Below are 25834 nucleotides of genomic sequence, written 5' to 3' on the forward strand. Positions count from 1 at the left end.
AGTTAACGTGCGCACTGCGCCAGCTCTGGGTGGTACACAACAAGAGAGATGAGGAGTACCCGCGTGGAAAGCGTTAAATCAGAACAAATTGCTCAGCCTAGCGCTGGGCTTGGTAAAAGCGGTCTACTGGACCGCTTTTTCAAGCTGACCGAGCACCGCACCACAGTCCGAACCGAATTGCTTGCAGGCCTGACAACCTTTGTCACCATGGCCTACATCATTTTCGTTAACCCTAACATTATGGCTAATGCGGGCGTCGATCATGGCGCCGCCTTCGTTGCGACCTGTATTGGCGCGGCGCTCGGTTGTTTCTTAATGGGCCTGTACGCCAACTGGCCGGTCGGCTTGGCACCCGGCATGGGCCTCAATGCGTTCTTCACCTACACCGTTGTCGGCGAGATGGGCTACAGCTGGGAAACAGCTTTAGGCGCGGTATTTATTTCCGGCGTGCTGTTTATGATCATGAGTCTTTCACGAATCCGTGAATGGCTGCTCAACAGTATTCCCATGAGTCTGCGGTTTGCCATGGGCGCTGGAGTCGGCTTATTCCTCGGGTTGATTGGACTGAAGACCGCCGGCATTGTTGTCGACAGCCCCGCCACATTGCTGACCATGGGCTCATTCGGTGAACCCACTGCTCTGCTTGCTGCCATATGCTTCCTGATGATCGCCGTACTTAGCCATCGCAATGTATTTGGCGCCATCCTGATCAGCATGTTCGCAGTCACTGCAATAGGCTGGGGCATGGGCTTGGTTGAGTTCAATGGCGTTGTTTCAATGCCACCGAGCTTGGGACCAACCTTCCTGGCGATGGACATCAAGGGCGCGTTCAACATCTCGATGGTCAGCGTTATTCTGGCCTTCCTGTTCGTTAACATGTTCGACACCGCAGGCACGCTAATGGGTGTTGCTCACCGCGCCAAACTGGTGGATGAAGACGGTCAGATTCAAAACCTTTCCCGCGCCCTCAAGGCAGACAGTACCTCAAGCGTGATCGGCGCAATGGTCGGCTGCCCACCAGTTACCAGCTACGTTGAAAGTGCTTCTGGCGTAGCCGCAGGTGGCCGTACTGGTCTGACAGCCGTTGCAGTTGGTGTCTTGTTTCTCGGGGCAATGTTCTTCGCCCCGCTGGCAGGGATGATCCCGGCTTACGCCACGGCTGGTGCACTGATCTATGTTGCCATGCTGATGATGAGCGGCATGGCCCACATCGATTGGGACGACCTGACTGACACCATTCCAGCCATTGTGACCGTGGTCATGATGCCGCTGACCTTCTCAATCGCCAACGGTATTGCTCTGGGTTTTCTGACCTATGCGACCCTCAAGCTGTTAACCGGCCAACGCGACAAAGTGTCGGTATCGCTGTATGTTCTGTGCATTATCTTCATCGCTAAATTTGCCTTCCTCTAAGCGGCTTTTAGTGCTTGCCCGCGCCGGCTGACTACTGTCAGGCGACGCGTGAGGAACGCTCTAGACCCCGACGCTGTTGCGCCGGGGTTTTTCGACATCTGGAGTTAGCAACATGAGTATGGAAACCTGGTTATTGTTTAGCAGCGCCGCCTTGATCGTGATCCTGATTCCCGGACCGCTGTCACTGCTGATGGTCAGCAATAGCTTGAACTATGGCTTGCGCCGTTCAATCCCGGCATTTATTGGCGGCGTGTCTGCCTCTATCTGCCTGCTTAGCGCCTCCGCGCTAGGGCTGGGTGCTCTCTTGCTGGCCTCGGAAAAGCTATTCTCCGCGCTCAAACTAATCGGCGCCCTGTACCTCTTCTACCTTGCCTGGCAGAGCTGGCAAGCCTCGCGTCAAGCCGCGAAACCTGTCGCCGCCGATGAGCAGCCGGTAAACCCAAGCTTCAATAGCATGTTCTGGAAAGCTTTTGGTTTGGGCGCGAGCAACCCGAAAGACATTTTGTTCTTTGCCGCCTTTTTGCCGCAGTTTCTCTCCAGCGATCACTCATTGCCCCAACAGTTGCTGATTATGATTGCCACATGGGCAGTCCTCGATCTCGCCTGCAAACTGTTCTACGGCCTGAGCGCTCAGGGAGCCTCCCGTTACTTGCGCTCAGGCAAGGGGCAGGTCTGGTTCAATCGCATCAGCGCTGGGCTATTTGGTGCAGCCGGTACTGCGTCATTATTGAGTCGCTGAGCCCTAGACAACCGGACAATGATAGAAGAATCACTGTCCGGCTTTCTCAGTAACGGTCTGGGCTCAACCCCGAGGAAGAACGCCCTGCCACGAGTCGAGCGCCCAGCCGCAAGCACTGACTGCCAGACGATGGGTCAGCCCTAGTTGCTGCAGAAAAACCTCATCGTGCGAGACCACCAACAAAGCACCACGATATGCCCGCAGGGCTTGCTCAAGCGCCTGCATCGAGGGGAAATCAAGGTGGTTACTGGGCTCATCCAACATCAATAATTGCGGCGGCTTTTGCCCATACAGCGAGCAGGCCAAGGCGACTTTCAGCCTTTCCCCGCCACTGAGTAGCTGGCATGGCTGCACCACCGTTGCAGCATCAAGCCCCAATTGGGCCAAATGAGTTCGCAACTCACCTTCCTTCAACTGCCGATTGGCCGCTTGCAAGTGCTCGATTGCCGACTTCGCAGGATCGATGCAGAGAAGCTGTTGATCCAGATATGCAAAAGCACCCTGAATTTGGTACTGCCCTGCCAGTGGCTGCTGAAGACCTGCCAAGACTCTGAGCAAGGTCGACTTGCCACTACCATTTGGTCCGGTAATCGCTACACGCTGCTGGCTATTTATAATCAAGCTCAGATAGCGCGCAGCGGGGGCGACGCATGGCAGTTCCAGTGAATCCAGCTCAATCAATCGTTTGCCATGAATGTTACTCGGAACCGGCACCTGCATGCAGACCGCCGCAGAATCCTCAACCTGCTGAGCCGCCTGTCTAACTCGCTGTGATAATTGCTGACGGTGCGAGGCCTGCTGCTTGACCTGTTTGCCACCAGTGTCTTCACTGCGCTGCTTGTCGCGGCCCAGCAGTATTTTCGCTTGATTGGCATTGCCCGCTTGCTTGTTGGCGCGGGCACGCTGACGCTCCAAGCGAGTTTGCAGCGCCAGCATTTGCAGCTCTTGTCGGTTTCTCTGATGCTTGGCCTGGACAAGCTGAGCCTCGGCCTGCTCACGTTCCAGCGCCTTGCACTGCAGGTAAAAGGACAGATCACCGCCATAACTGCGCAGCCCCAATGAGGATAATTCAACCAATCTGTCCATAGTGGTCAGTAGCGCCCGGTCATGGCTGATCACCAGCAACCCGCCCGGCCATGCACTTAACTGGTCGATAAGTGCCTGGCGTCCAGAGTAATCAAGGTGATTGCTTGGCTCATCGAGAATTAAAAACTCTGCTTGCGCGAGGTAAGCGCCAATCAGGCACACGCGCATCGCTTCACCGCCACTCAAAGTGGCAGCAGGCCGGTCTATCTCAAGGTGGCCCAGTCCGTGCTGAGCAAGGGCTAGTTGCAACCGATGACGAATATCCCAACGCTCACCCACCTTGTCGAAATCAAGCGGTTCAACACCACCCGCCTCAATGCGCTGCAGGGCGTCAATAACAGACTTAACCCCAGCTAAATCGGCAACACAGACGCTAGCGGAGAGGGATATTTGTTGCCCAATGTAGTACACCGTGCCCGTACATAGTCGGCTACCCGAACTCGGTGCCAAACGGCCAGCAGCGATCTTTCCGAGCAGGCTTTTGCCCACGCCGTTACGCCCAACCAAGGCAGTCTTTCGCTGGTCAAATTGTGCATTGAGATTGCTGAAAAGGGTCCGACCATCGGGCAGGACACAGGAAACGCTATCAAGCGTGAGATACGTATGGGTCATACGCGCCTCCATTTTGGATGCCATAACTCCCCTGCTACCGGTGTAGCTGGGCTGGAAGTTGGCCGTCAGGAAGACGGCGGCATCAATGGCGCATTGGACCAATACCTTTACAAAAGTGGCGTGCAGTATAAAGCATCCGCCTTAAAATCCCATTGATCAGGCTCAACATAGCCAAATGACTGGATAAATCGCAGGCAAAAAAAAGCCCGCAGTGTGGTACGGGCAAGGACTCTTCTATTGAGTCTGAGGGTGACAAGCATTCGGGTAAATCGTGATCGTTGCTTTAGCTCCCTCGATACGTCGAGTAGCTGTAAGGCGAAATTAGCAGAGGTACGTGGTAGTGCTCTTGCTCAGCATCGACTCCAAAACGTAGAACAACGACATCAAGAAACGCCTGATCGGCCAGCTTGACACCGCGCGCACGGTAATAATCACCGGCATGGAAATGCAGCTGATAAACCCCGGTGCGGTAATCGTCGCCCTGCAAGACAGGTGCATCACAGCGGCCATCACTATTGGTTTGCACGGTTGTCAGTAGCTCTAACTGAGCCCCCTCAACGCGGAACAACTCAATTTTCAGGTCGCTACCGGGGCAGCCATGTGCAGCATCGAGTACGTGAGTGGTCAGTCTTCCCATTTGGCTAGGGTTTCTACACTGTTGATTAACAGGTAAAAACCACACCTCCTCTCTGATGTTTATAGGGTGCAAGCCAAGGCAACAGCGCCTTGAGATGAGCGGAGAATAGCATGAACAAATTTATTTGCGACACTTTTATAGAAAATTGTACACAATAAACCCGGCTTTAGACCGACCTCACACTCAGTACAGTCCTTTGGCCAAAAATTCCTTATCGCCCAATTAAAGCACCTTTCAACGACACGACTTGACCAAGTAGGCAAGTTTCTTGCTTTTGAAACGAAAGGGAAAATAGTGAAATTTTAGATTTACAAAATGCGGTACACTTTGTATACAATTGCACAACCCGGCCACATCCCTGGAAATTGGATGTAACGACCGCAACACATTTAGAAGGAAGACTGCAGTGAGCGCTGAATACCCACGCGACCTGATCGGTTACGCCAACAACCCACCGCACCCGCAGTGGCCGAATGATGCTCGCATCGCTTTGTCCTTTGTCCTCAACTATGAGGAAGGTGGCGAGCGCAACATTCTGCATGGCGACAAGGAATCTGAAGCGTTTCTGTCTGAGATGGTTTCAGCTCAGCCGTTGCAAGGCGAGCGTAATATGAGCATGGAGTCGCTCTATGAGTATGGCAGCCGTGTGGGTGTATGGCGTCTGCTCAAACTGTTCCAGAAGCACGATATTCCCCTGACTGTCTTTGCTGTGGCCATGGCCGCCGAGCGCCACCCTGACGTGATCAAGGCGATGGTTACTGCAGGCCACGAGATCTGCAGCCACGGCTACCGCTGGATTGACTATCAATATATGGATGAGGCCCAGGAACGCGAGCACATGCTCGAAGCCATCCGCATCCTGACCGAGATTACCGGCGAGCGTCCATATGGCTGGTATACCGGGCGTACAGGTCCAAATACCCGCCGCATCGTCATGCAAGAAGGTAATTTTCTCTATGACTCAGATACCTACGACGATGACCTGCCGTACTGGGATCCAGCCAGCACCGAGCAACACCCGCACCTGGTGATTCCATACACTTTAGACACCAATGACATGCGCTTCACCCAAGCGCAGGGCTTCAACAAGGGCGACGATTTCTTCGAATACCTTAAAGATGCATTCGATGTGCTCTATGCAGAAGGCGTAGAAGGCGCACCAAAAATGCTCTCAATTGGTATGCATTGCCGCTTGTTGGGTCGTCCAGCACGGTTGGCGGCACTGGCGCGCTTCATCGAATACGTCAAGAGCCACGACAAAGTCTGGATTGCCCGTCGGGTTGATATTGCCCGTCACTGGCATGCCACTCACCCTTACAAACAGGAACACGCTGTATGAGCCGCTTCCAAACCTTGACGCCAACACAACTCAGCCGCGATGAATTTGTCAGCACCTTTGCTGATATTTACGAGCATTCACCCTGGGTGGCTGAGCAAGCTTTTGATCGTGGCATGGATGATAGCCTCAATACCGTCGATGGCTTGCACCAACGCATGGCTGACATTTTGCTCAGCGCCAGCCGCGAACAACAGTTGGCATTGATCAACGCTCACCCAGACTTGGCGGGTAAAGCCGCCGTTCAGGGCGAGCTGACCGCCTCCTCCACGTCGGAGCAGGCGGGCGCGGGCATTCAAGATTGTACCGCCGAAGAGTTTGCCCGCTTTACCGAGCTGAACGATGCCTATAAAGCCAAGTTCGGTTTCATCTTTATCATGGCGGTAAAAGGCAGTAACCGTCACCAGATCCTGGCCGCGTTCGAGGAGCGATTGAACAACTCCCCGGAACAAGAATTTGACCGCGCTCTGGCTGAAATCAACAAGATCGCGCTGTTCCGCTTGCAGCAGCTGTAGCTCCGACCGGAGAACTCTGCAATCAGCAACGTGATTATTCTCCTACGCCATCATACAAGGCAGACATCCATGAAAGCTTACGCCGCACCATTCGAAAAATACGTCAACCTCGCCGACGCCCGTCTGGGAACCAAGGCCATTTCGGTAACCGATGATTGGTTCGCCGATGTGAACCGCCTGTTCCAGCCGACTCCGGCCGTGTGGAAGGAGGGCGTTTTCGATGACAACGGCAAGTGGATGGACGGCTGGGAATCACGTCGCAAGCGCTTTGAAGGCTATGACAGTGCAGTGATTCGCTTGGGCGTTCCGGGCTCTATCAAAGGTGTTGATATCGACACCAGCTTCTTCACCGGTAACTTCCCACCATCTGCTTCACTTGAAGCCTGTTACGTGGCTGAAGGCGACCCAACTGACACCACCGAGTGGACAGAAGTGCTCGGCGCCGTCGAGCTGCAAGGCAATAGCCATCATTACCACGAAGTCAGTAATACACAGGCGTTTACCCACCTGCGCTTCAACATCTACCCAGATGGCGGTGTTGCCCGCCTGCGCGTACACGGCATCCCATTCCGCGACTGGAACAGCGTGGGCGACAACGAAGAAGTGGATCTGGCTGCTGCCTTGAATGGCGGGCGCGCACTGGCTTGCTCGGATGAGCACTTCGGCCGCATGAGCAACATTCTCAACCCAGGCCGCGGTATCAACATGGGCGACGGCTGGGAAACCGCACGCCGCCGCACGCCAGGTAACGACTGGGTCATCGTTGCGCTGGGCGCACCAGGTGAAATCGAACGCATCGTCGTTGACACCCTGCACTTCAAGGGCAACTACCCGGACAGCTGCTCGATTCAGGGCGCCTTCGTCAAGGGCGGTACTGACAGCCAGATCGAAACCCAAAGCTTGTTCTGGCGCGATCTGTTGCCAAGCCAAAAGCTGGAAATGCACGCTGAACACGAATTCAAAGAGCAAATCAAAGCACTGGGCACTCTGACTCACGTGAGGGTCAACGTATTCCCAGATGGTGGTATCAGCCGTCTGCGCCTGTTTGGCAAAGTAACCAAGTAAACCCCTTGCTTGACCGGCAGGGTCTGAACGCCCTGCCCGCTTCACACATATAATTATTGAGGCGCTGCTGCACCCAGTCTGCAGCAGCTCCCAGACAAGAGAATGACCGTCATGCGTAAACTGATCATCGAGCCCTTGAGCAAAGAAGCATTCGCCCCATTTGGCGATGTCATCGAGACTGAAGGCAGTGAGTATTTCATGATCAATAACGGTTCAACTCGCCGCTATCATAAACTGGCCACAGTCGAAACCGCTCAGCCAGACGATAAGGCGATCATTAGTATTTTCAGTGCCGAGGCGCTTGAAATGCCGTTGACCGTTTGCATGTTGGAGCGCCATCCGCAGGGCAGCCAAGCGTTTATACCGCTGCTCGGCAACCCCTTTCTGATCGTGGTCGCGCCAGTTGGCGATGTACCTGAATCAGAGCTTGTCCGCGCTTTCCGCAGTAACGGAAAGCAGGGCATCAATTACCATCGCGGCGTTTGGCACCATCCGGTGCTTACGATCGAAAAGCGGGATGACTTCCTGGTGGTTGATCGCAGTGGTTCTGGTAACAACTGTGATGAGTATTTTTTTACTGAGGAAGCGCAACTGCTCCTTAACCCCCACCAATAAGAGAAGCCTAGGGGACCTGATTCAGGGCACTAGGAATAGAGGTAAAGACTGTGGAAGCACATTTGATTGAATGGCTAAACCTGAGCGTGCGCTGGGTTCACATGATCGTGGGTATCGCCTGGATTGGCGCGTCGTTCTATTTCGTCTGGCTGGAAAACAACCTCAACCGGGTTAACCCAAAGGATGGCCTCGCAGGCGACTTATGGGCCATTCACGGTGGCGGTATCTACCACCTGGAAAAATACAAGCTGGCCCCGCCAAAAATGCCGGACAACCTGCATTGGTTCAAGTGGGAAGCTTACTGGACCTGGATGTCGGGCGTTACCTTGTTGATGGTGGTTTACTACCTCAATCCATCGCTGTATCTGATTGCGCCTGGCAGTGATCTAACCCCTGCTACAGCCATTGCTATTGGCATCGGCTCGCTGGTTGCTGGCTGGTTTATCTACGATATCCTCTGCGACTCAGCACTCGGCAAGCAACCTGCACTGCTCGGCTTGGTGCTGTTTGTGCTGCTGGTTGGCGCTGCATTTGGCCTGAGCCAGGTGTTCAGTGGTCGCGGTGCATACATCCACGTTGGCGCGATCATCGGAACCATCATGGTCGGCAACGTATTCCGCACTATCATGCCGGCACAACGCGCACTGGTTAAGGCAATCGAGGAAGGCAACACGCCCGATCCTTCATTGCCAGCCAAAGGCCTGCTGCGTTCACGTCACAACAACTATTTCACCTTGCCGGTGCTGTTCATCATGATCAGCAACCACTTCCCAAGCACTTACGGCAGCAGTTACAACTGGCTGATTCTGGCCGGTATTGCCATTGCAGCAGTGTTGATTCGTCACTACTTCAACACGCGCCATAACAGCAACAAGTTCGCTTGGGCACTGCCAGCTGGCGCATTGGCAATGATCTGTCTGGCCTATGTAACGGGCCCGGCTTCTCAGCCAACCAGCACTGTTGCCGGAAAGCCCGCTGCAATCAAATATGCACCACTGCCAGGCACTGCCAGCCCAGGCCCAGGCGCGGACAAAAATGCCCGCAACATGCCTGAGCAAGCTGCAACCGAGCCAGCCCAAGACAGCACCCAGGCGTCAGCGGCTGCAGGCGCCGGTGGATTTGAGCAAGTGCATAGCGTTATTCAAGAACGCTGTTCAGTCTGCCACTCCGCGAAACCCAGCAGCCCGATGTTCAGTGCGGCGCCGGCAGGTGTGATGTTCGATACTGCGCAACAAATCCAACAGCTTGCGCCACGCATTCAGGCACAAGCCGTTGCGACCCAGACGATGCCATTGGGCAATATCACCCAGATGACCCAAGCCGAACGTGACCTGATCGGGAATTGGATCGCCAAAGGCGCGCAAATTAACTGATTGACCCCATGCCGCAGCGCTAACCCGCTGCGGCATTTTTGTATCTGCAATAAAGCTGACTTGCTTGTGTTAATGGGCCCGGCCTAGGGCGAATTAGCGACCCCGCGACTTACAAAAATAAAAGCGCTTGAGGTATTTGCATGACCTTGTTGAAGAACAATTCGACTGCCGTTTCAGCAGTCGATCAACGCCTGCCATGGATGCAGATGCTGCTGGTGAGCTTTCAGCACGTGCTACTGATGTACGGCGGCGCAATTGCCGTGCCGCTAATCATCGGTGAGGCAGTGGGTTTGTCGAAGGAAGAAGTGGCATTTCTAATCAATGCCGACTTACTGGTAGCAGGTGCAGCCACGCTAGTGCAGTCACTTGGCATCGGCCCCATGGGCATTCGTATGCCGATCATGATGGGCGCAAGCTTTGCAGCCGTAGGCAGTATGGTCGCAATGGCGGGCACCCCAGGAATTGGCTTAACTGGAATTTTTGGTGCAACCATTGCCGCTGGCTTCTTCGGCATGCTGATCGCGCCGTTTATGTCACGCATTGTGCACTTCTTTCCGCCGCTGGTGACTGGCACCGTGATCACCTCTATCGGCCTGTCACTGTTCCCGGCGGCGATTAACTGGGCAGGCGGTGGCAGCTCAGCCAGTCAATTTGGCGACCTAAGTTATTTGGCAATCTCTGCCCTGGTGCTGGTTTCAATTCTGCTGATCAACCGATTTATGCGCGGTTTCTGGGTCAATGTTTCGGTGCTGGTCGGCATGCTTCTTGGCTACGCAATTTCAGCCTGTTTGGGCATGGTTGACCTCAGCGGCCTGGCACAAACACCCTGGCTACAAATGGTCAAACCCATGCACTTAGGGATGCCCGAGTTTCACCTCACGCCGATTCTGTCGATGTGCCTGGTGGTGGTGATCATCTTTGTTGAATCAACCGGGATGTTTATCGCCCTGGGGAAAATCACCGAGCTCGAAATAACCCCTGCCAAACTGCGTCGTGGCCTGCTTTGCGATGCCGGGGCTTCATTCGTGGCCGGTTTTTTTAACACCTTCACTCACTCTTCATTTGCCCAGAATATTGGCCTGGTCCAGATGACAGGGGTGCGCAGCCGATTCGTCACGGCCTGCGCCGGTGGACTGTTGATTACCCTGAGTCTACTGCCCAAGGCAGCCTATCTAGTGGCCTCAATACCTCCGGCAGTGTTGGGCGGCGCAGGCATTGCAATGTTCGGCATGGTGGCAGCGACCGGCATCAACATCCTGCAAGAAGCCAATATCGCTGACCGACGCAATCAATTGCTGGTCGCGGTAAGCATCGGCATGGGTCTGGCGCCGGTGGTTCGCCCAGATGTGTTCTCGCAGTTACCCCAGTGGATGGACCCGATCACCCACAGTGGAATAGCCATGGCCACGATCAGCGCTGTCTTGCTCAATATCCTGTTCAATGTGCTCGGCGGCGCAGAGCGTACACTGATAAATCGTCAAGTTGCACCGCACTAACCTGAAGTTCGAGCTGGGCAATCTGCCCAGCTCACCTTGCCTGCCACCCCGTATTAGAGCCCTCCTCTCAAGCGCGTAAAGATGAACAGCTGTGGTCGTGACTAGTAATTCATTTTTTGTGCACAATATTTAAATAAATTGTTTTTAAGCCTGTAAACATATTGCTATAGTTCAAATATCTTGACCGGGCAGACAGTTTTTATGGGTCACAGGAACGCCATTGAGCGTCCCAGGCCCGTGTCCCTATAAAAACAATTGGCAGGCAAAAAATGTACACGACCCCACCTGATGACACCGGCGCCCCCTGCGCAACTTCGTCCAGCCCGGTCGTGCCATACCAGCACGCTGACTACCCATTTGGCGTTTTAAAGCAGCCCTATACCAATTAAAAGGCTCCACGCAGCCTGCTATGGGCCAGCGGCACAGTGCAGGTAAACAACACTTCATTCACTCCAAAAACAATAAGGAAGCCCCGATGAACCTGAAGCACCTGCCCCATGGCCTCGCTCTCACAGCCGGTTTACTCGCTGGTCAAAGCGCACTCGCTGACGATATGTTGCTGTGGCAAAGCAATAGCCTCAGCTACCTCTACGGCAGCAACTTCCAGCGCATGAATTTCAACGCGGAAGAGCAACGCTCGCAGAGTACATTCACCTTTGAACATGCCAGCGGCTGGGTCTGGGGCGATGTGTTTTACTTTCTCGACTACATCAACGCGGACAATACGCAGGCACGCGGTAGCTTCAGCAACAACACCTTTGAGCAAAAGGAACACAACACCTTTTACTACATGGAGTTCTCTCCGCGCGTCAGCCTGAGTTGGTTAACCGGGCAAGACCTCTCGGCAGGCCCGCTGAAAGATGTCAAGGCAGCCTTTACTTATGAAAAAGGTGAAGGCGGTCCAGGCACCGAAAACTACCTGTACGGTTTGGGTTTTGACTGGGATGTACCCGGCTTTGCCTTTTTCCAGACGAACCTGTATCAGGTCAAAATCAACAACCAAGTGTTCTTTGCCGACAGCAATAGCAACGGCTACACCACCCAGTTGACGGTTGCGGGGGCATATCCATTTGCAATCGGCGATCAAAGCTTCTTGGTAGACGGCTACGTCGACTGGCGCGCACCGTCGGATGAGGCTGGAACCCAGACTTCAGTGGGTTCATCGATTCAGGTCAAATGGGACGCAGGTAAAGCGCTGTTTAACCAAGAGAGCAAGCTGTACATCGGTACCGAGTTGAATATGTGGCACAACAAATATGGTGTTAAGCCAATCGATGGTTCGGGTGATGGCTTTGACCAAACCGCCGTCCAGGCGCTGGTGAAGTACTACTTCTAAGGCTTCCCTGTTCGACAAAAAGGCAATTGCGCTAAGCCGTAATTGCCTTTTTTTATCCTTGCCCTTTGCTAGTGCCACCTTGCTTAAACCGATTACACTTGCCTCGTCATCACGTATGGGTACGTGCGTACTACTCACACCAGCCCATATTGAAAGACAGGCCGAGGGCTTATTGCCCTCAGCGAAATTCGATTACAGCACAGGGAAGAAAGATGCTTGATTATGTTGCCTTAGGCTTGGTGATTTTTGTCGTGGTTGTATTGTTCTACGGAATAATTGCACTGCATGACATTCCTTACGAAATCGCGGTGCGCCGTAACCACCCCCATCAAGATGCCATTCACGCTACCGGCTGGGTAAGCCTGTTCACCTTGCATGCGCTTTGGCCGCTGCTGTGGATTTGGGCCATGCTTTATCGCGAAGACCGCGGCTGGGGTCTTCGCGATGGCGGGTCACCGAAGAGCCACGTCGTCGACTTGGAAAGCCAAGTCGCAGACTTGCAAAAGCGTTTGGCCGTTCTGGAAAGCCAAACAGCTGCAACCGCTGAACAACACAGCACATTGCCAAGTGAGGAGCGCCCATAATGGAAACCTTAATGGTCCTGACTTATGCCGCTTTCTGCGTTGCTATATTCAAACTTTTTAAAATCCCGCTGAATAAATGGACTGTGCCAACAGCCGTGCTCGGCGGGATAGTGCTGGTGGGCACGCTGGTTTTTGCCATGAACTACAACCACCCCTATTCAGAAGCTACCCGGTCCTACTTTATATCCACACCGATCAATGCTGCGGTGGGCGGGATCGTTGCCGAAGTGCCGGTCAAGACCAATCAACCGCTTAAAAAAGGCGATGTGCTGTTTCGTATTGATTCAGTGCCTTTCGAAGCCAAGCTCAATTCGCTTAAAGCACAGTTGGTTTCTGCCAAAGCAGACCAAAACCGAGCGGCTGAGTTGGTAAAGCGTAATGTGGGAAACCGTCGCAACCTTGACTTGGCTAGCGCCAATGTTGCCGACCTCAATGCTCAGATAGTTGGCGCCCAGTACAACCTGGACCACACCACAGTTCGTGCTCCCGCGGATGGTTTCGTCACTCAGGTATCGCTGCGTCCAGGTGTCCGCGCCGCCCGCTTCCCCATCGCGCCCTCGATGATTTTCATTCCACAAGAACAACACTATTACACCGCCTGGATGCGCCAAAACAGCCAACTACGCTTGAAGGTGGGAGACGAAGCTGAGATTGCATTTGATGGCATTCCCGGCCAAGTGTTTGCGGGCAAGGTGAGCTCAATACTCAAGGTGATTGGCGAAGGTCAGGTCAGGCCCAGTGGTGATATGGTCAGTTATACAAACTCGCCGCCACCCGGCAGAGTTCCAGTGATCATTGAGATCACCGACCCGAAATACGATCAATACCGCGATGTCATGCCTGGGGGCGCCTATGCTCAGGCAGCGGTGTACACCGAGCATTTTCACCACCTCTCGGTGATGCGCAAGATTCTGCTGCGCATGTCCTCGTGGCTGAATTACATCTTCCCGTTCCATTGATTGACGCATAGCGTCCAGGAAGACGGATTGATGTAACGCCTGCAGCATTCAAAGGTCATTGTGTATACGCACAATGACCTTTTTTTTGTGGAAAAAATAAAATCATTGTTGCGCATGAATATTATTTTTGTGTACAACTGCTTGAGAAATCCCGGTTACAGCCAGAAAAAACGGAACAATAAATGCATACAATCGCCCGATAACGCCGCACCGGCGACCCGAGAATTAAGGATGTTCCAATGCCCGATGAAGATCTAAAAATAAAACACATCGAACCCTCGCTCTACAACGAAGACTTGGCACCGCTAGCTCATGACAAGCGCACCTGGGGCAGCTTTGAGATATTCAACGTCTGGTCCAATGATATTCAGAGCTTATTTGGCTACACCCTGGCCGCGACGCTATTCATTTCCTACGGCTTGAGTGGCTGGGCAGTGCTGTCAGGCATTGTCCTTGCTGGCTTTATCGTGATGTTCCTGGTTCAGTTAACCGGTAAGCCCAGCGTTAGATATGGCATTCCATTCCCGGTCATGGCGCGCGCGAGCATGGGCGTTCGTGGTGCAAACTTCCCGGCAATAGTGCGTGGGATCGTGGCAATTTTCTGGTATGGGGTACAAACCTATTTCGCCTCAACGGCTGTCGCCCTGATGCTCAACTCGATTTTTGGAGTCGGTTCGGGCGCTACATTCTTAGGCATGACTACAATCGGCTGGATATCCTATGTGATTGTATGCATTTTTCAGGTGGGTCTGTTTCTACGCGGGATCGCCTGGATCACCCGGTTTCTCAACTGGGCCGGTCCATTGGTCTATGCGGTGATGATCGCCTTGATGATCATGATCTGGTACAAGGCAGGCCCGTCACTGCTCAGCGAATTAAGCACCATCTTCCAGGGCACTGGCGAGTACAAGGCCGGCCCTGTTGCCGCATTCGCAGCGGTAGTCGGCACCATGGTGGCGTACTTTGCTGCAGTGGTTATTAACTACGGCGATTTCGCCCGCTTTGTCAAAACCCAAAAGCAAATGACTCAGGGCAACTTCCTGGGTTTGCCAGTGAGTTTGGCTATTTTCTCGATGATTGCCCTGGTGATAACCGCCGGCACCGTCGTGGTATTCGGTGAAACCCTGACCAACCCGACCGACATTATTGCCCGCGTCGACAACCTGGCACTGACCATCATTGCGGCGATTACCTTTTTTGCTGCCACAGTCGGCATCAATCTAGTTGCCAACTTTATTCCACCCGCTTACGACATCGCCAACCTCGCACCTGATCGCATAAGTGCGCGGACCGGCGGCTTTATTACCGCGGGCATCGCCTTTTTTATTGGTGCGCTGTGGGTTTCGTTTATCAGCCAAGTGGGCATTGCCGGCTTCGTTGACACCCTGGGTGCAGTACTCGCCCCGCTTTACGGGATCATCGTTGCCGACTATTACCTGATCCGTAAGCAAAATCTCAATCTGCAAGACTTGTTCAGCGCGGATGAAGGCGCGAGCTATTACTACGACGGCGGCTGGAACCGCAAGGCCATGGCCGCTTTCGCCGTTGCCTCAATCTTCTCTATCGCCACGGTTTGGGTGCCTAGTCTGGGTATTTTCAACGGTTACTCGTGGATATTCGGCGCATTACTCGGCGCCCTCTTCCACTACGTGCTCATGCGCCACCACGGCGCACGCGTTCGCGCTTGCGCGTGAAAAATAAACCATAGGCGCTCAGCCTTGACCGAGTGCTTATGAGCGTCTCCCGCGCTTAACATGACCTACTACCAAGGATCTGGCCAATATGAAAATCCGCGTTATAAACCCGAACACCACCGCCAGCATGACTGAAAAAATCGGTGAAGCTGCGACGCTCATCGCAGCGCCAGGAACCCAGATCATTGCTTGCAACCCAGCGAGCGGACCTGTTTCTATTGAAAGTCATTTTGACGAAGCCGTCAGCGCTGTCGGCGTTATTGAACAAGTCATGGTCGGTGAACGTGAAGCCACGGATGCCTACATCATTGCCTGCTTTGGTGATCCAGGCTTACTCGCCGCGAGGGAACTGACCAGAGCGCCGGTCATTGGTATCGCCGAAGCGGCATTTCATTTGGCGACAATGATCAGCACTCGATTCTCGGTAGTTACCACGCTGGGCCGCACCGGCATTATCGCCGAACATCTTTTACAGTCTTACGGTTTTTCCCATCATTGCCGCCGGGTTCGGGCCGCAGAAATTCCAGTACTGGACCTTGAAGATGATGGTTGTCGTGCCCTCGAGCTAATCATCGACGAATGTTTGCGCGCGAAAAAAGAAGACAACATTGGCAGCATTGTTCTTGGCTGTGGCGGTATGGCCGACCTAACCGAAAAGATCAGCGATGCAGTTGGCCTACCTGTGGTTGAAGGAGTAACCGCTGCCGTCAAGCTCGCCGAAACATTGGTTAGCCTGCGTTTGTGTACCAGCAAGTTCGGTGATCTCGACTTTCCTCGAGCAAAAGCATTCACCGGCCAATTTAGCCACTTCAGCGCTCAACAGAAATAACGATGCCTCAAAGCTGTACCTCTAACAATAAGGAATGACAATGGACAGTCTAAACACTGCTGCACAGGCCTCGCTTCAGGGGCAACAAACAGCAACCAAGGCCGCCGGTGAAGAATCACTCGCGCCACAACAGCATCGAATCATGGGCAGGGTCTCCTACCTTCTTGCCTGGTTTGGGGGTTGTGTATCGATCGGCACATTTGCCATGGGTTCGAGTATTGTCGGCACCCTTAATCTATTGCAAACCTGTGTGGCAATTGCCATTGGTTGTCTGGTTATTGGCATCGCCTTGGCCCTCAATGGCGCCGCCGGTTACAAGTACGGCATCCCGTTTATGGTGCAGGCCCGCAGCGCTTTCGGCTTTAGCGGCACACGTTTTCCCGGCCTGGTCCGGGCAGTGCCCGCGATTGTCTGGTACGGGTTTCAAAGTTGGATCGGCGCAGGCGCGTTGAATGCGGTGTCTAGCACCTTGTTCGGCTTCGACAATCTGGTGCTGTTCTTTGTGCTCTTCCAGTTCTTGCAGATCGGCTTGTCGATGTACGGTTTCCAAGGCATCAAGTGGCTGGAAAACGTGGGTAGCGGTTTTATTCTGCTTTCGCTGATCTACATGTTTTACAGCGTGATAAACCGCTACGGCGCCGAAATCACCACTAACTTGGTCAATATCGAAGGGACCTGGGGCCTGCCATTCTGGGGCGCGACCATGCTGTTTCTTGGTATCTACAGCACCATGATGCTCAACGTCAGCGATTATTCGCGCGAACTCAAGCAAGGCTCGGGTCCCGGTTTGCTGACGGTGATCTACGCCATGTCGATTCTGCCATGCACGCTGTTTATGGGCCTGATCGGCCTCATGGTATCGGGCGCAACTGGCGTATCGGACCCGGTGCAGGTGTTTTCCAGCGCCGTCGACAACACGCCGCTACTGGTCGCTACCCTACTGTTTATTGCCTTTGCCCAAGTGACTACCAACGTGCTGAATAACGTGGTGCCACCGACCTATATCCTGATGGATGTATTCAAGCTGCGCTTTCGCACGGCCACCATCTTGGTCGGTTTGTTGGCGTTCTGTACCTTCCCATGGGAACTGGTGAAAGACGAGTCATCCGCCGGCCTGCAGATATTCGTGCAAACCTATTCAGCATTCCTCGGACCCATTTTTGCCGTGCTGGTGGTTGATTATTTTATTGTGCGTCGGCGTACGCTCGACATCTCCAAGCTCTATGACGAGCAAGGCCCTTATCGCGGGGTAAACTTCGCCGCGATCATTGCATCCCTCCTCGGGGCGGCAGTCGCGCTGAGTTTTTCTTCAGTGTCCTGGTACGCCAGCCTGATCCCAGCCGGGTTGAGCTATTATCTGCTGATGCGCCACTGGCCTGTCTGCGCCCGCTTTCGTCAATAGCCATACAGGCCTGTCGCAACAAGGGTTGCACAGGCCAAAACTCAGCGCATCAATCGCCGGCTGCGGCCTTGGCTTTTTGCCGCTTGAGGAAGTCGACCTTCCACTGCTCCATGCCCATAAACTCTGAATCGAGATTGGCCTCGACCTGGTATTTGTTTTTCAAGGCGCTCACTTCAGCGCTGTGCTCAAGCAGAAAACGATCAAAACGCTGAATCAACTCAGGGTGTTTGATCGTTGATAAGTGAAAACTACCGCGGGTGTGCGGCAACTTCGGATCAAACACCAAGGCGCCGGGGCGCGCACGAATGTTATCGAGATAGTGTGTAGCGACCACGATATTGAAATACGCACCGTCAGTGTCTTTCTTCAACGCTTGCTGAATCATCTTGCGCAGGTCAGGGCTGTAACTGAGCTTGACCTGCTGATTCTCGACCTGCTGCTCATAAGCCCAGGGCGTCCAGCCTTCGACTATTGATAGCCGCTTCAAACTCGAAACTGGCTGCCCGACTCGCGAAGGTGCGACCAATACCCCATCTACATAATCAACCACCGGTTTGCTGTAACTTATGCCGGTACCAGCTTTTTGCTCTTGCGCCCAAAGGTCACTGTCCGGGTATTTGAAATCCACCCGCCCCTCGAGCAAAGCCGGCAACAGTTGATTAACCGGCAATGGCCGGTAAACCAGTTCAACGCCACTATCGGCGGCGAATAGGTCGAGCAACTCACGGGCAAAACCTTGGTAGTGACCCTGCTTATCAACACTGTAGTGCGGGGCAAAAGACAAGGCTTCTACTCCCACCACATAGCTTTCGGCGGCAACAGGGGCAGACATTAGAATGATCGACAAACAGCAGACGTGACGGCGCTTCACAGCAACCCTCCAGATTATTGTTATTAAATTGCGACGCAATACAGCGGCAGAACACGGCACACCAGAATGACTCAGCCGCCGGTCATACTCATAAACCTGACAACCTGGACTTGCTCATCTGTTGCAAAATAATGGCGCTCAGGCTTGAGCTTGAGCGCATCAACCAAGGTGCCGCGCAAAAGCTCGGTGTTGCCAGGGTTCTCGCGCATCAGGGCTTTCAGGTCGAGCGCGCTCTCATTGCCCAGGCACAGCACCAACTTGCCTTCAGCCGTCACCCTCACCCGGTTACAGGCGCTGCAAAAATTATGGCTGTGCGGAGAAATAAAGCCGACCTGCGTCTGTGTGCCTTCAACCTGCCAATAACGCGATGGGCCACCGGTGACCTTGGCGCTGCGAGTCAGCTTAAAGCGCTTGGACAACCGCTCACGCACCTCATCACTGGAACAAAAGGTTAGTTGTCGCTGATGGCTGGTGATGCTGCCCAACGGCATCTCTTCAATAAAGCTGATGTCCAGACCGCGACCTACCGCGAACTCAACCAGGTCAACCACTTCATCATCATTGCGCCCAGCCTGAATCACGCTGTTGAGCTTAATCTTGCTGAAACCCAGGGCTCGCGCCGCATCAATGCCGGCGAGCACTTGCTCCAGCCGGTCGCGTCGGGTGAACTCAGCGAAGCGCTCACGCCTAAGCGAATCAAGGCTGACATTAAGCCGATTAACCCCGGCTGCGCGAAGCTGGGGCGCGAGTTCGACTAGCTGCGAACCATTGGTGGTAATCGCCAAATCCTCAAGTTCTTCGCGCTGCCCTAGACGCTCAAGCAGGCCGACCAGGTTCTTGCGCACCAAGGGTTCGCCGCCGGTGATGCGTATGCGCTTAACGCCCAAGCCAATAAAGGCATCGGCCACTGCATAAAGCTCTTCAAGGCTGAGAATTTGCGAACGCGGGGCGAAGACCATGTCTTCGCTCATGCAATAGGTGCAGCGAAAATCGCAGCGGTCGGTGACGGACAATCGCAAATAGGTGATACGCCGACCAAAGGGGTCGACCAGTTGGGCATTTTGCACAGCAAGTCTCCAAAAGCCCTGAAAGCTGGACACGTTCAATATGAATCTGAGATGACGATACAAGCAGATAATGCCGGTATTGTACACAAATACCTGACTCTAAAGTCAGAACGCATTTCACAGACACCAACTTGAGCCCGCTATTGGGCCGGTGCTAACATGCCCGACCGCCGCCCGAAGCCGGGCGCAACATGGACGCCTAGAGGCTTATGACCAGTATCCGCGAGCGCAACAAAGAGCTGATTCTGCGAGCAGCCAGTGAAGAATTCGCCGAAAAAGGCTTTGCAGCGAGCAAAACCAGCGACATTGCCGCCAAAGCAGGCCTGCCCAAGCCGAACGTTTATTACTACTTCAAATCCAAAGAGAATCTCTATCGCGAGGTGCTCGAGAGCATTATCGAGCCGTTGATGGCGGCCTCTGCACCCTTTAACCAGCCTGGCCAACCGGCGGAAGTCCTGACCGGCTACATTCGCTCCAAGATCCGTATCTCCCGCGACTTTGCCTTTGCGTCTAAGGTATTCGCCAGCGAGATCATGCATGGCGCGCCGCACTTGAGCAGCGATCAAACTGATCAGCTGAACGCCCAGGCCAAGCACAATATCTCCTGCATTCAGCGCTGGATTGATCAAGGCCTGATGGCCAAAGTTGATCCTAACCATCTGCTCTTCAGCATTTGGGCGGCGACGCAGACCTATGCAGACTTTGATTGGCAAATCTCTACCGTGACCGGCAAAGCCAAACTGGATGATGCCGATTACGATGCGGCCATAGACACCATCACCCGCTTGGTACTCAAAGGCTGCGAGATCAAAGAATACGCAGGCAGTGCCTCTGAGCAAGTCAGCAACGCCTGATACCGCCTTGAGCCGTTGTGCTGAACGGCCATCGCTCAGGGAATAGTTTCAGGCATAAAAAAACCCGCACTCGGCGGGTTTTTTCATGACCGAGGATTAATCCTCGCGATAACGACGCAGCTTGAGCGGCTTGCCACCGACACGGGTGTCTTTGAGCTTGCCGAGCAGACGGTCAAGACCTTCTTCTGGCAATTCAACCAAGCTGAAGCTTTCACGGATCTGGATACGACCGATTGCTTCACGTGCCAAGCCACCCTCATTGAGGATTGCGCCCAGCAAGTTTTTCGCAGCGATACCGTCACGCGCACCCAGCGCGGTACGGCAACGTGCACGGCCTTCGCCCAACGGCATCGGCGCACGACGCTCACGATCACTGCGAGCTGGACGCTCGCCACGATCAGGGCGATCACCACGGTCACTGCGGTCACGTGGACCACTGCTTGGCACCAACGGCTGCTCTTTTTCAACATCGGCAAGGGTCAGTGCCTGGCCGTTGGTTGCTTTGCGCAGCAGCGCTGCTGCCAACGCACGCGGACTGCAACCGATGTCTGCAGTCAGACGATCCAGCAGTTCGCCATGGCTTGCTTCAGCATCAGCAACCAGAGGCGCCAGGCTTGTAGTCAGCTTCTTGATGCGTGCATCCAGTACTTGCTGAGCGTTTGGCAGCTTGGCTTCGCCAACTTTCTGCCCGGTTACGCGCTCGATCACTTGCAGCATACGGCGCTCGCGCGGCGTTACCAGCAACAGTGCGCGACCTTCACGACCGGCACGGCCAGTACGACCGATACGGTGCACGTAGGATTCTGGATCGTACGGCATGTCAACGTTGAACACGTGAGTGATACGCGGTACGTCAAGACCACGGGCGGCAACGTCAGTGGCGACAACGATGTCCAGACGGCCATCCTTGAGTGACTCGATTACACGCTCACGCTGGTTCTGGGCGATGTCACCGTTCAAGGCAGCAGCTTTATAGCCTTTGGCTTCAAGGGCACTGGCCAAGTCCAGAGTGGCTTGCTTGGTACGCACGAATGCGATCAGCGCATCAAACTCTTCAACTTCAAGCAAACGCAGCACTGCGTTGACTTTCTGGTCGGCGTGAATCAACAGGTGAGCCTGTTCGATACGAGCAACGGTCTGAGTCTTGGCAGCAATTTTGATGTGCTGCGGGGTCTTCAGGTGCTTTTCAGCAATGGCGCGGATCGAATGCGGCAAGGTGGCCGAGAACAACACAGTCTGACGGCTTTCCGGCATGGCCTGGAAGATGACTTCCAGATCATCCATGAAGCCCAGCTTGAGCATTTCATCAGCTTCGTCGAGTACCAGATGCTGGATGGTCGAAAGTACTTTTTCGTCGCGGCGCAGGTGGTCAACCAGACGACCCGGCGTAGCCACGATAACCTGAGCACCCTGACGGATAGCTTTAAGCTGAGGACCCATTGGCGCGCCACCGTAAACGGCAACCACGTTGAGGCCAGGCATTTGCTTGGCATAGGTTTCAAACGCGGTAGCAACCTGCAACGCCAGCTCACGGGTTGGCGCGAGGATCAGCGCTTGTGGCTCACGTTTGTTCGAGTCGATGCGGCTCAATAACGGCAGCGCGAAAGCTGCAGTTTTACCGGTACCGGTTTGTGCCTGGCCGATCATGTCGTGGCCGGCGAGAATTACTGGAATGGCTTGCTGCTGGATCGGAGATGGTTCTTCGTAGCCAACTGAAGTCAGGGCTGCGAGAATATTTTGGGTAAGTCCGAGCGCGGCGAAGCCGCCGATTTCCTGGGTCATGGGTCTGCCTCTAAGTGCATCCGCAAAGACCCATGCTCCAAAGCTGCGCATGCCGTGTAAGACTCTAAAGTCACCCTGGCAGCCGTGTCGGCGGGGATTTGCGAAAACGTAATGATGATTGGATCGTTAAGGATAGCCCGTTATACGGACCGGCTGCCGGAGTAAATCCCCCAGCGAGTTGCACAACCTGAACGCGGCCATGAATTGACCGGCGCGCACTATACCGGAAAAGCTGACAAATGTGACGGTTTTCCGTTAATTAAACTCAAACACTGCCAAACGGTCACATTCTTGAGTCCTGATTAGGGCGCCGCCTCTGGGCTTGGACAAGCCCGTACTTGCCAGCTATACCCCAGTAACCGCTATTTATAGAAGGTTTTCATACGATGAGCGAAAGCAACGCGGGCAAGGTCAGTCGCGAAAAGCGTGGCCACATCATGTTGATTGGCCTTGATCGGGCGGCTAAACGTAACGCCTTCGACCTCGAGATGCTCAACGACATGTGCATGGCGTACGGGGAGTTTGAACGAGACGACGATACGCGTGTTGCCTTGGTATTTGCCCATGGCGACCACTTCACTGCCGGCCTTGATCTGGCCAACATTGGTCCGCATTTCGCTGCCGGCTGGCAAGTTCCAGCAGGAGGCTGTGATCCCTGGGGTGTATTTGGCGGGCCCCGGGTGAGCAAACCGGTCATAGTTGCTGCAAAAGGCTACTGCTACACCATTGGCATCGAACTGATGCTGGCCTCGGACATCAACCTCTGTGCCAGCAATACCCGCTTTGCGCAGATGGAAGTACAACGCGGCATCTTTCCATTTGGCGGCGCGACCTTGCGCATGCCCCATGTCACCGGCTGGGGCAATGCCATGCGCTGGTTGCTGACTGGCGATGAGTTTGATGCACACGAGGCCTGCCGCTTGAGCCTTGTTCAGGAAGTAGTCGCCAGCGAAGAATTGATGCCCCAAGCCCTGTGGCTGGCAGGACGCATCGCCGCCCAAGCCCCCTTGGGCGTTCGCGCAACATTGGCCTCGGCCCGCAAAGCCGTGCGCGAAGGCGAAGCGGCGGCGGCCGCCGACCTGCACCCGAATCTGTTGCGCTTAATGAAAACCGAAGATGCCAAGGAAGGCGTTAAAGCCATGCTCGAACGCCGCCCCGGCGACTTTAAAGGCCGTTAAAGCAAAGGCCCGGACCGCTCTTGTAGAATAGTGCACGCCTTTATCAGCCACCGTTGGCCGCCGCAAACAGTCGAGAATTTGCAACGCCATGGTGGCCGTAACTCCGTCAGATTGACGCGCCCTTAGCCCTGCAGTGCCTCAGCTTGCAGGCCGTAGCGCATTGATCAGTGGCTGCAGCGAGTACCCCAGCGCCGGCGCTAGCGCCTCAGCGCGTGCCTGCATACCCGGCATATCCAACGGTTGCTCAAGGTCCGCCGGAACCAGCAACATGACATTGCCCTCTTTTACCGGGCACTCCCAATAGTGACGGCTAAACAACCCACGCAGTAATGCCGCGCCCAGTGGCTTGCCATCATTGGCGGCCCATTGGTTTATGATCAACCAGCCACCCGGATTGAGTTTACGCTGGCAATCCTCAAGAAAACGCCACGCCAGATGCGCTACACCCGGACCGTGATCGGTATAGAGGTCAACGAAGATCAAGTCTGCAGTTTCTGCACTGGGCAACAGGTCCATGGCGTCGCCAATCCGCACAGTCAATCGCGGATCATCATCAAGACCCAGAAACTCCATGGCCAGGCGCGGTACATCTGGCCGAAGCTCGATGGTTTCAACGTCATCAAGCGGCAAAAACTTCAAGCATGCCTGAGTCAGATTGCCCGCACCCAAACCGAGAAACAGCGCCGTTTCGGGAGCATCATGGGCCAGCGCACCCAAAAACATTGCCCGCGTGTAGTCATATTCGAGCCAGCTGGGATCGCCACTAAACACACAGCTCTGCTCGATCGCATCGCCAAACTCGAGGAAGCGGTATTCGCCGATCTCGACCACTCGAATCACGCCGAACGCATCGTGGACTTCAGCCAGCAAGCGTTCGCCTTGCAGCTCATCTTCAGGAGGTAATCCAGGCATCACCCGCTCTCTACCGTGACATCCCTGACCAGGAATCGTCAGGGAAAGGCGCCGATTGTCATTGAATAAGCCCCCTGCGGTCACGCAATAATTAACACCCACAGGCTTTACAACAATAAGAACGCCAGAGGTTAAGTATGTACGGCATCATCGGCGCAGGTCCTATGGGTTTGTGCAGCGCACGCCAGCTGAAAAAATACGGCATCGACTTTATTGGCTTCGAACTTAATAGCGATGTAGGCGGCTTGTGGGACATAGACAACCCGCATAGCACCATGTACCAGTCGGCTCACCTGATCTCATCAAAAGGCACCACGCAATTCACCGACTTCCCGATGCGCGATGATGTGGCGCCCTACCCTCACCACAGCGAGATGCGCCGCTATTTCCGTGACTACGCGGAGCACTTCGAGTTGCGCCCGCATTATCAGTTCAACACCCGTGTGATCGAAATCCAACGCTTGGACAAAGGTTGGAAACTGATCAGCGAACACAACGGCGAGCAACGCACCTGGCAGTTCGATGGCGTACTGATCGCCAACGGCACCCTGCACACACCGAATGTGCCCAAAATGCCGGGGGAGTTCAGCGGCGAATTGATGCACTCCAGCAATTACTCAAGCCCTGCCGCATTTAACGGTAAGCGGGTGCTGATTGTTGGCTGTGGTAACTCAGCTTGTGATATTGCTGTCGATGCGGTGCATCACGCAGCCTCTGTCGACCTTTCAGTGCGGCGTGGTTACTACTTTCTGCCCAAGTTTATTCTGGGTCGACCAACCGATACCTTTGGCGGCGCAATCAAGCTACCACGGCCCATCAAGCAGTTTCTCGATGGCCTGATGGTCCGCGCATTAATTGGCAAGCCCTCCAATTACGGCCTGCCAGACCCCGACTACAAGCTGTATGAGTCGCACCCGGTGATGAACTCGCTGGTCCTGCATTATCTCGGCCATGGCGACATCAAGGCACGCCGTGATATCGCCGCCATTGATGGCCAACAGGTGACTTTCACCGACGGTGAGACGGCTGAGTACGATTTGATTGTGCAAGGCACCGGCTACAAGCTTGACTACCCCTTCATTGCGCGCGAACACCTTAACTGGCCCGCCAACGTCGGCGCGCCGCAGCTGTATTTGAATGTCTTCCATCCTGAATACGATGACCTGTTTATGATGGGCATGGTTGAAGCCTCCGGCCTCGGCTGGCAAGGCCGTGATGAACAGGCGGAACTGGTCGCGCTTTATATCCATCAATTGCAACTCGGTAGCGCTGCTGCCAAAGCATTTCAGGCAATCAAGCGCGAACGTGCCCGCACGCGGCTCGATGGCGGGTACCACTACCTTGAATTAGAGCGCATGGCCTACTACGTGCATAAAGACACATACCGTCAAAGCATTGCCAAACACAGCAATGACCTGCGCAGTGAACGGGCAAGCCAGCCGGATTCGCTTATGACCAACAGTGCACTCTAAGGACGTC

Annotated in this window: 22 protein-coding genes and 1 pseudogene; 17 read left to right on the top strand and 6 right to left on the bottom strand. The window is 54.4% G+C overall.

The window, feature by feature from the left end:
- Positions 1 to 63: 63 nt before the first annotated feature.
- Together AACY09_RS00095 and AACY09_RS00100 are read left to right on the top strand one after the other, a co-directional pair.
- Positions 64 to 1413, top strand: a complete 1350-nt coding sequence (locus AACY09_RS00095; protein WP_339485353.1) for an NCS2 family permease — start codon at positions 64 to 66, stop codon at positions 1411 to 1413.
- Positions 1414 to 1525: 112 nt separating this feature from the next.
- Positions 1526 to 2152: a LysE family translocator gene (locus tag AACY09_RS00100; protein ID WP_339485354.1), complete on the top strand. Its 627-nt coding sequence runs from the start codon at positions 1526 to 1528 to the stop codon at positions 2150 to 2152.
- Positions 2153 to 2215: 63 nt separating this feature from the next.
- Here the strand turns inward: AACY09_RS00100 and AACY09_RS00105 are convergent, their stop codons facing one another.
- The gene (locus AACY09_RS00105) at positions 2216 to 3850 is read right to left on the bottom strand and encodes an ABC-F family ATP-binding cassette domain-containing protein (RefSeq protein ID WP_339485355.1); all 1635 of its coding nucleotides are present in this window, start codon (positions 3848 to 3850) and stop codon (positions 2216 to 2218) included.
- 283 nt (positions 3851 to 4133) lie between these two features.
- On the bottom strand, positions 4134 to 4487 hold the full coding sequence (gene uraH, locus AACY09_RS00110) for a hydroxyisourate hydrolase (protein WP_010488723.1): 354 nt from the start codon (positions 4485 to 4487) through the stop codon (positions 4134 to 4136).
- Between the two features lie 406 nt (positions 4488 to 4893).
- On the opposite strand from uraH, the gene puuE reads away from it, so the two are divergent.
- From puuE to AACY09_RS00170, 12 genes are all read left to right on the top strand, one after another.
- On the top strand, positions 4894 to 5826 hold the full coding sequence (gene puuE, locus AACY09_RS00115) for an allantoinase PuuE (protein WP_339485356.1): 933 nt from the start codon (positions 4894 to 4896) through the stop codon (positions 5824 to 5826).
- Positions 5823 to 6338 (top strand): 2-oxo-4-hydroxy-4-carboxy-5-ureidoimidazoline decarboxylase, encoded by a 516-nt coding sequence (gene uraD / locus AACY09_RS00120; RefSeq protein ID WP_339485357.1) that lies wholly within the window; start codon positions 5823 to 5825, stop codon positions 6336 to 6338. Before puuE ends, uraD begins: the two co-directional genes overlap by 4 nt.
- Before the next feature lie 69 nt (positions 6339 to 6407).
- Positions 6408 to 7403, top strand: a complete 996-nt coding sequence (alc, locus tag AACY09_RS00125) for an allantoicase (protein ID WP_339485358.1) — start codon at positions 6408 to 6410, stop codon at positions 7401 to 7403.
- Between the two features lie 111 nt (positions 7404 to 7514).
- Positions 7515 to 8018: an ureidoglycolate lyase gene (locus AACY09_RS00130; RefSeq protein ID WP_339485359.1), complete on the top strand. Its 504-nt coding sequence runs from the start codon at positions 7515 to 7517 to the stop codon at positions 8016 to 8018.
- 50 nt (positions 8019 to 8068) lie between these two features.
- Positions 8069 to 9391 carry a urate hydroxylase PuuD gene (locus AACY09_RS00135; protein WP_339485360.1) on the top strand — a complete coding sequence of 441 codons (1323 nt, stop codon included), beginning with the start codon at positions 8069 to 8071 and terminating at the stop codon, positions 9389 to 9391.
- Between the two features lie 140 nt (positions 9392 to 9531).
- Positions 9532 to 10887, top strand: coding sequence for a nucleobase:cation symporter-2 family protein (locus AACY09_RS00140; RefSeq protein ID WP_339485361.1), 1356 nt, complete (start codon positions 9532 to 9534; stop codon positions 10885 to 10887).
- A 475-nt stretch (positions 10888 to 11362) separates the two neighbouring features.
- Positions 11363 to 12223 carry an outer membrane protein OmpK gene (locus AACY09_RS00145; RefSeq protein WP_339485362.1) on the top strand — a complete coding sequence of 287 codons (861 nt, stop codon included), beginning with the start codon at positions 11363 to 11365 and terminating at the stop codon, positions 12221 to 12223.
- A gap of 212 nt (positions 12224 to 12435) precedes the next feature.
- A complete protein-coding gene (locus AACY09_RS00150) occupies positions 12436 to 12807 on the top strand; it encodes a DUF3302 domain-containing protein (RefSeq protein ID WP_339485363.1) in 372 nt (123 codons plus the stop codon).
- Complete coding sequence (locus AACY09_RS00155) at positions 12807 to 13766, top strand: HlyD family secretion protein (protein ID WP_339485364.1); 960 nt, start codon at positions 12807 to 12809, stop codon at positions 13764 to 13766. The genes AACY09_RS00150 and AACY09_RS00155 overlap by 1 nt, the downstream gene beginning before the upstream one ends.
- 239 nt (positions 13767 to 14005) lie before the next feature.
- A complete protein-coding gene (locus tag AACY09_RS00160; protein WP_339485365.1) occupies positions 14006 to 15460 on the top strand; it encodes an NCS1 family nucleobase:cation symporter-1 in 1455 nt (484 codons plus the stop codon).
- 88 nt (positions 15461 to 15548) lie between these two features.
- The gene (locus AACY09_RS00165) at positions 15549 to 16289 is read left to right on the top strand and encodes an aspartate/glutamate racemase family protein (RefSeq protein ID WP_339485366.1); all 741 of its coding nucleotides are present in this window, start codon (positions 15549 to 15551) and stop codon (positions 16287 to 16289) included.
- A gap of 40 nt (positions 16290 to 16329) precedes the next feature.
- Positions 16330 to 17691: an NCS1 family transporter gene (locus AACY09_RS00170; protein ID WP_339485367.1), complete on the top strand. Its 1362-nt coding sequence runs from the start codon at positions 16330 to 16332 to the stop codon at positions 17689 to 17691.
- 49 nt (positions 17692 to 17740) lie between these two features.
- Here the strand turns inward: AACY09_RS00170 and AACY09_RS00175 are convergent, their stop codons facing one another.
- Together AACY09_RS00175 and moaA are read right to left on the bottom strand one after the other, a co-directional pair.
- On the bottom strand, positions 17741 to 18523 hold the full coding sequence (locus tag AACY09_RS00175; RefSeq protein WP_445323748.1) for a transporter substrate-binding domain-containing protein: 783 nt from the start codon (positions 18521 to 18523) through the stop codon (positions 17741 to 17743).
- A gap of 110 nt (positions 18524 to 18633) precedes the next feature.
- Complete coding sequence (moaA, locus tag AACY09_RS00180) at positions 18634 to 19629, bottom strand: GTP 3',8-cyclase MoaA (protein ID WP_339485369.1); 996 nt, start codon at positions 19627 to 19629, stop codon at positions 18634 to 18636.
- A gap of 209 nt (positions 19630 to 19838) precedes the next feature.
- Between moaA and AACY09_RS00185 the strand changes: the two genes are divergently transcribed.
- Complete coding sequence (locus tag AACY09_RS00185) at positions 19839 to 20483, top strand: TetR/AcrR family transcriptional regulator (RefSeq protein ID WP_339485370.1); 645 nt, start codon at positions 19839 to 19841, stop codon at positions 20481 to 20483.
- A gap of 96 nt (positions 20484 to 20579) precedes the next feature.
- Here the strand turns inward: AACY09_RS00185 and AACY09_RS00190 are convergent.
- Positions 20580 to 22299: pseudogene (locus tag AACY09_RS00190) on the bottom strand (DEAD/DEAH box helicase).
- 352 nt (positions 22300 to 22651) lie between these two features.
- Between AACY09_RS00190 and AACY09_RS00195 the strand changes: the two are divergent.
- A complete protein-coding gene (locus AACY09_RS00195) occupies positions 22652 to 23443 on the top strand; it encodes a crotonase/enoyl-CoA hydratase family protein (protein WP_339485371.1) in 792 nt (263 codons plus the stop codon).
- A 138-nt stretch (positions 23444 to 23581) separates the two neighbouring features.
- On the opposite strand, the gene AACY09_RS00200 is transcribed toward AACY09_RS00195, so the two are convergent.
- Positions 23582 to 24355, bottom strand: coding sequence for a spermidine synthase (locus AACY09_RS00200; RefSeq protein ID WP_339485372.1), 774 nt, complete (start codon positions 24353 to 24355; stop codon positions 23582 to 23584).
- A 137-nt stretch (positions 24356 to 24492) separates the two neighbouring features.
- Between AACY09_RS00200 and AACY09_RS00205 the strand changes: the two genes are divergently transcribed.
- On the top strand, positions 24493 to 25827 hold the full coding sequence (locus AACY09_RS00205) for a flavin-containing monooxygenase (protein ID WP_339485373.1): 1335 nt from the start codon (positions 24493 to 24495) through the stop codon (positions 25825 to 25827).
- Positions 25828 to 25834 lie beyond the last annotated feature (7 nt).

The organism is Pseudomonas sp. EL_65y_Pfl2_R95 (genome assembly GCF_963971045.1).
Lineage (GTDB): Bacteria > Pseudomonadota > Gammaproteobacteria > Pseudomonadales > Pseudomonadaceae > Aquipseudomonas.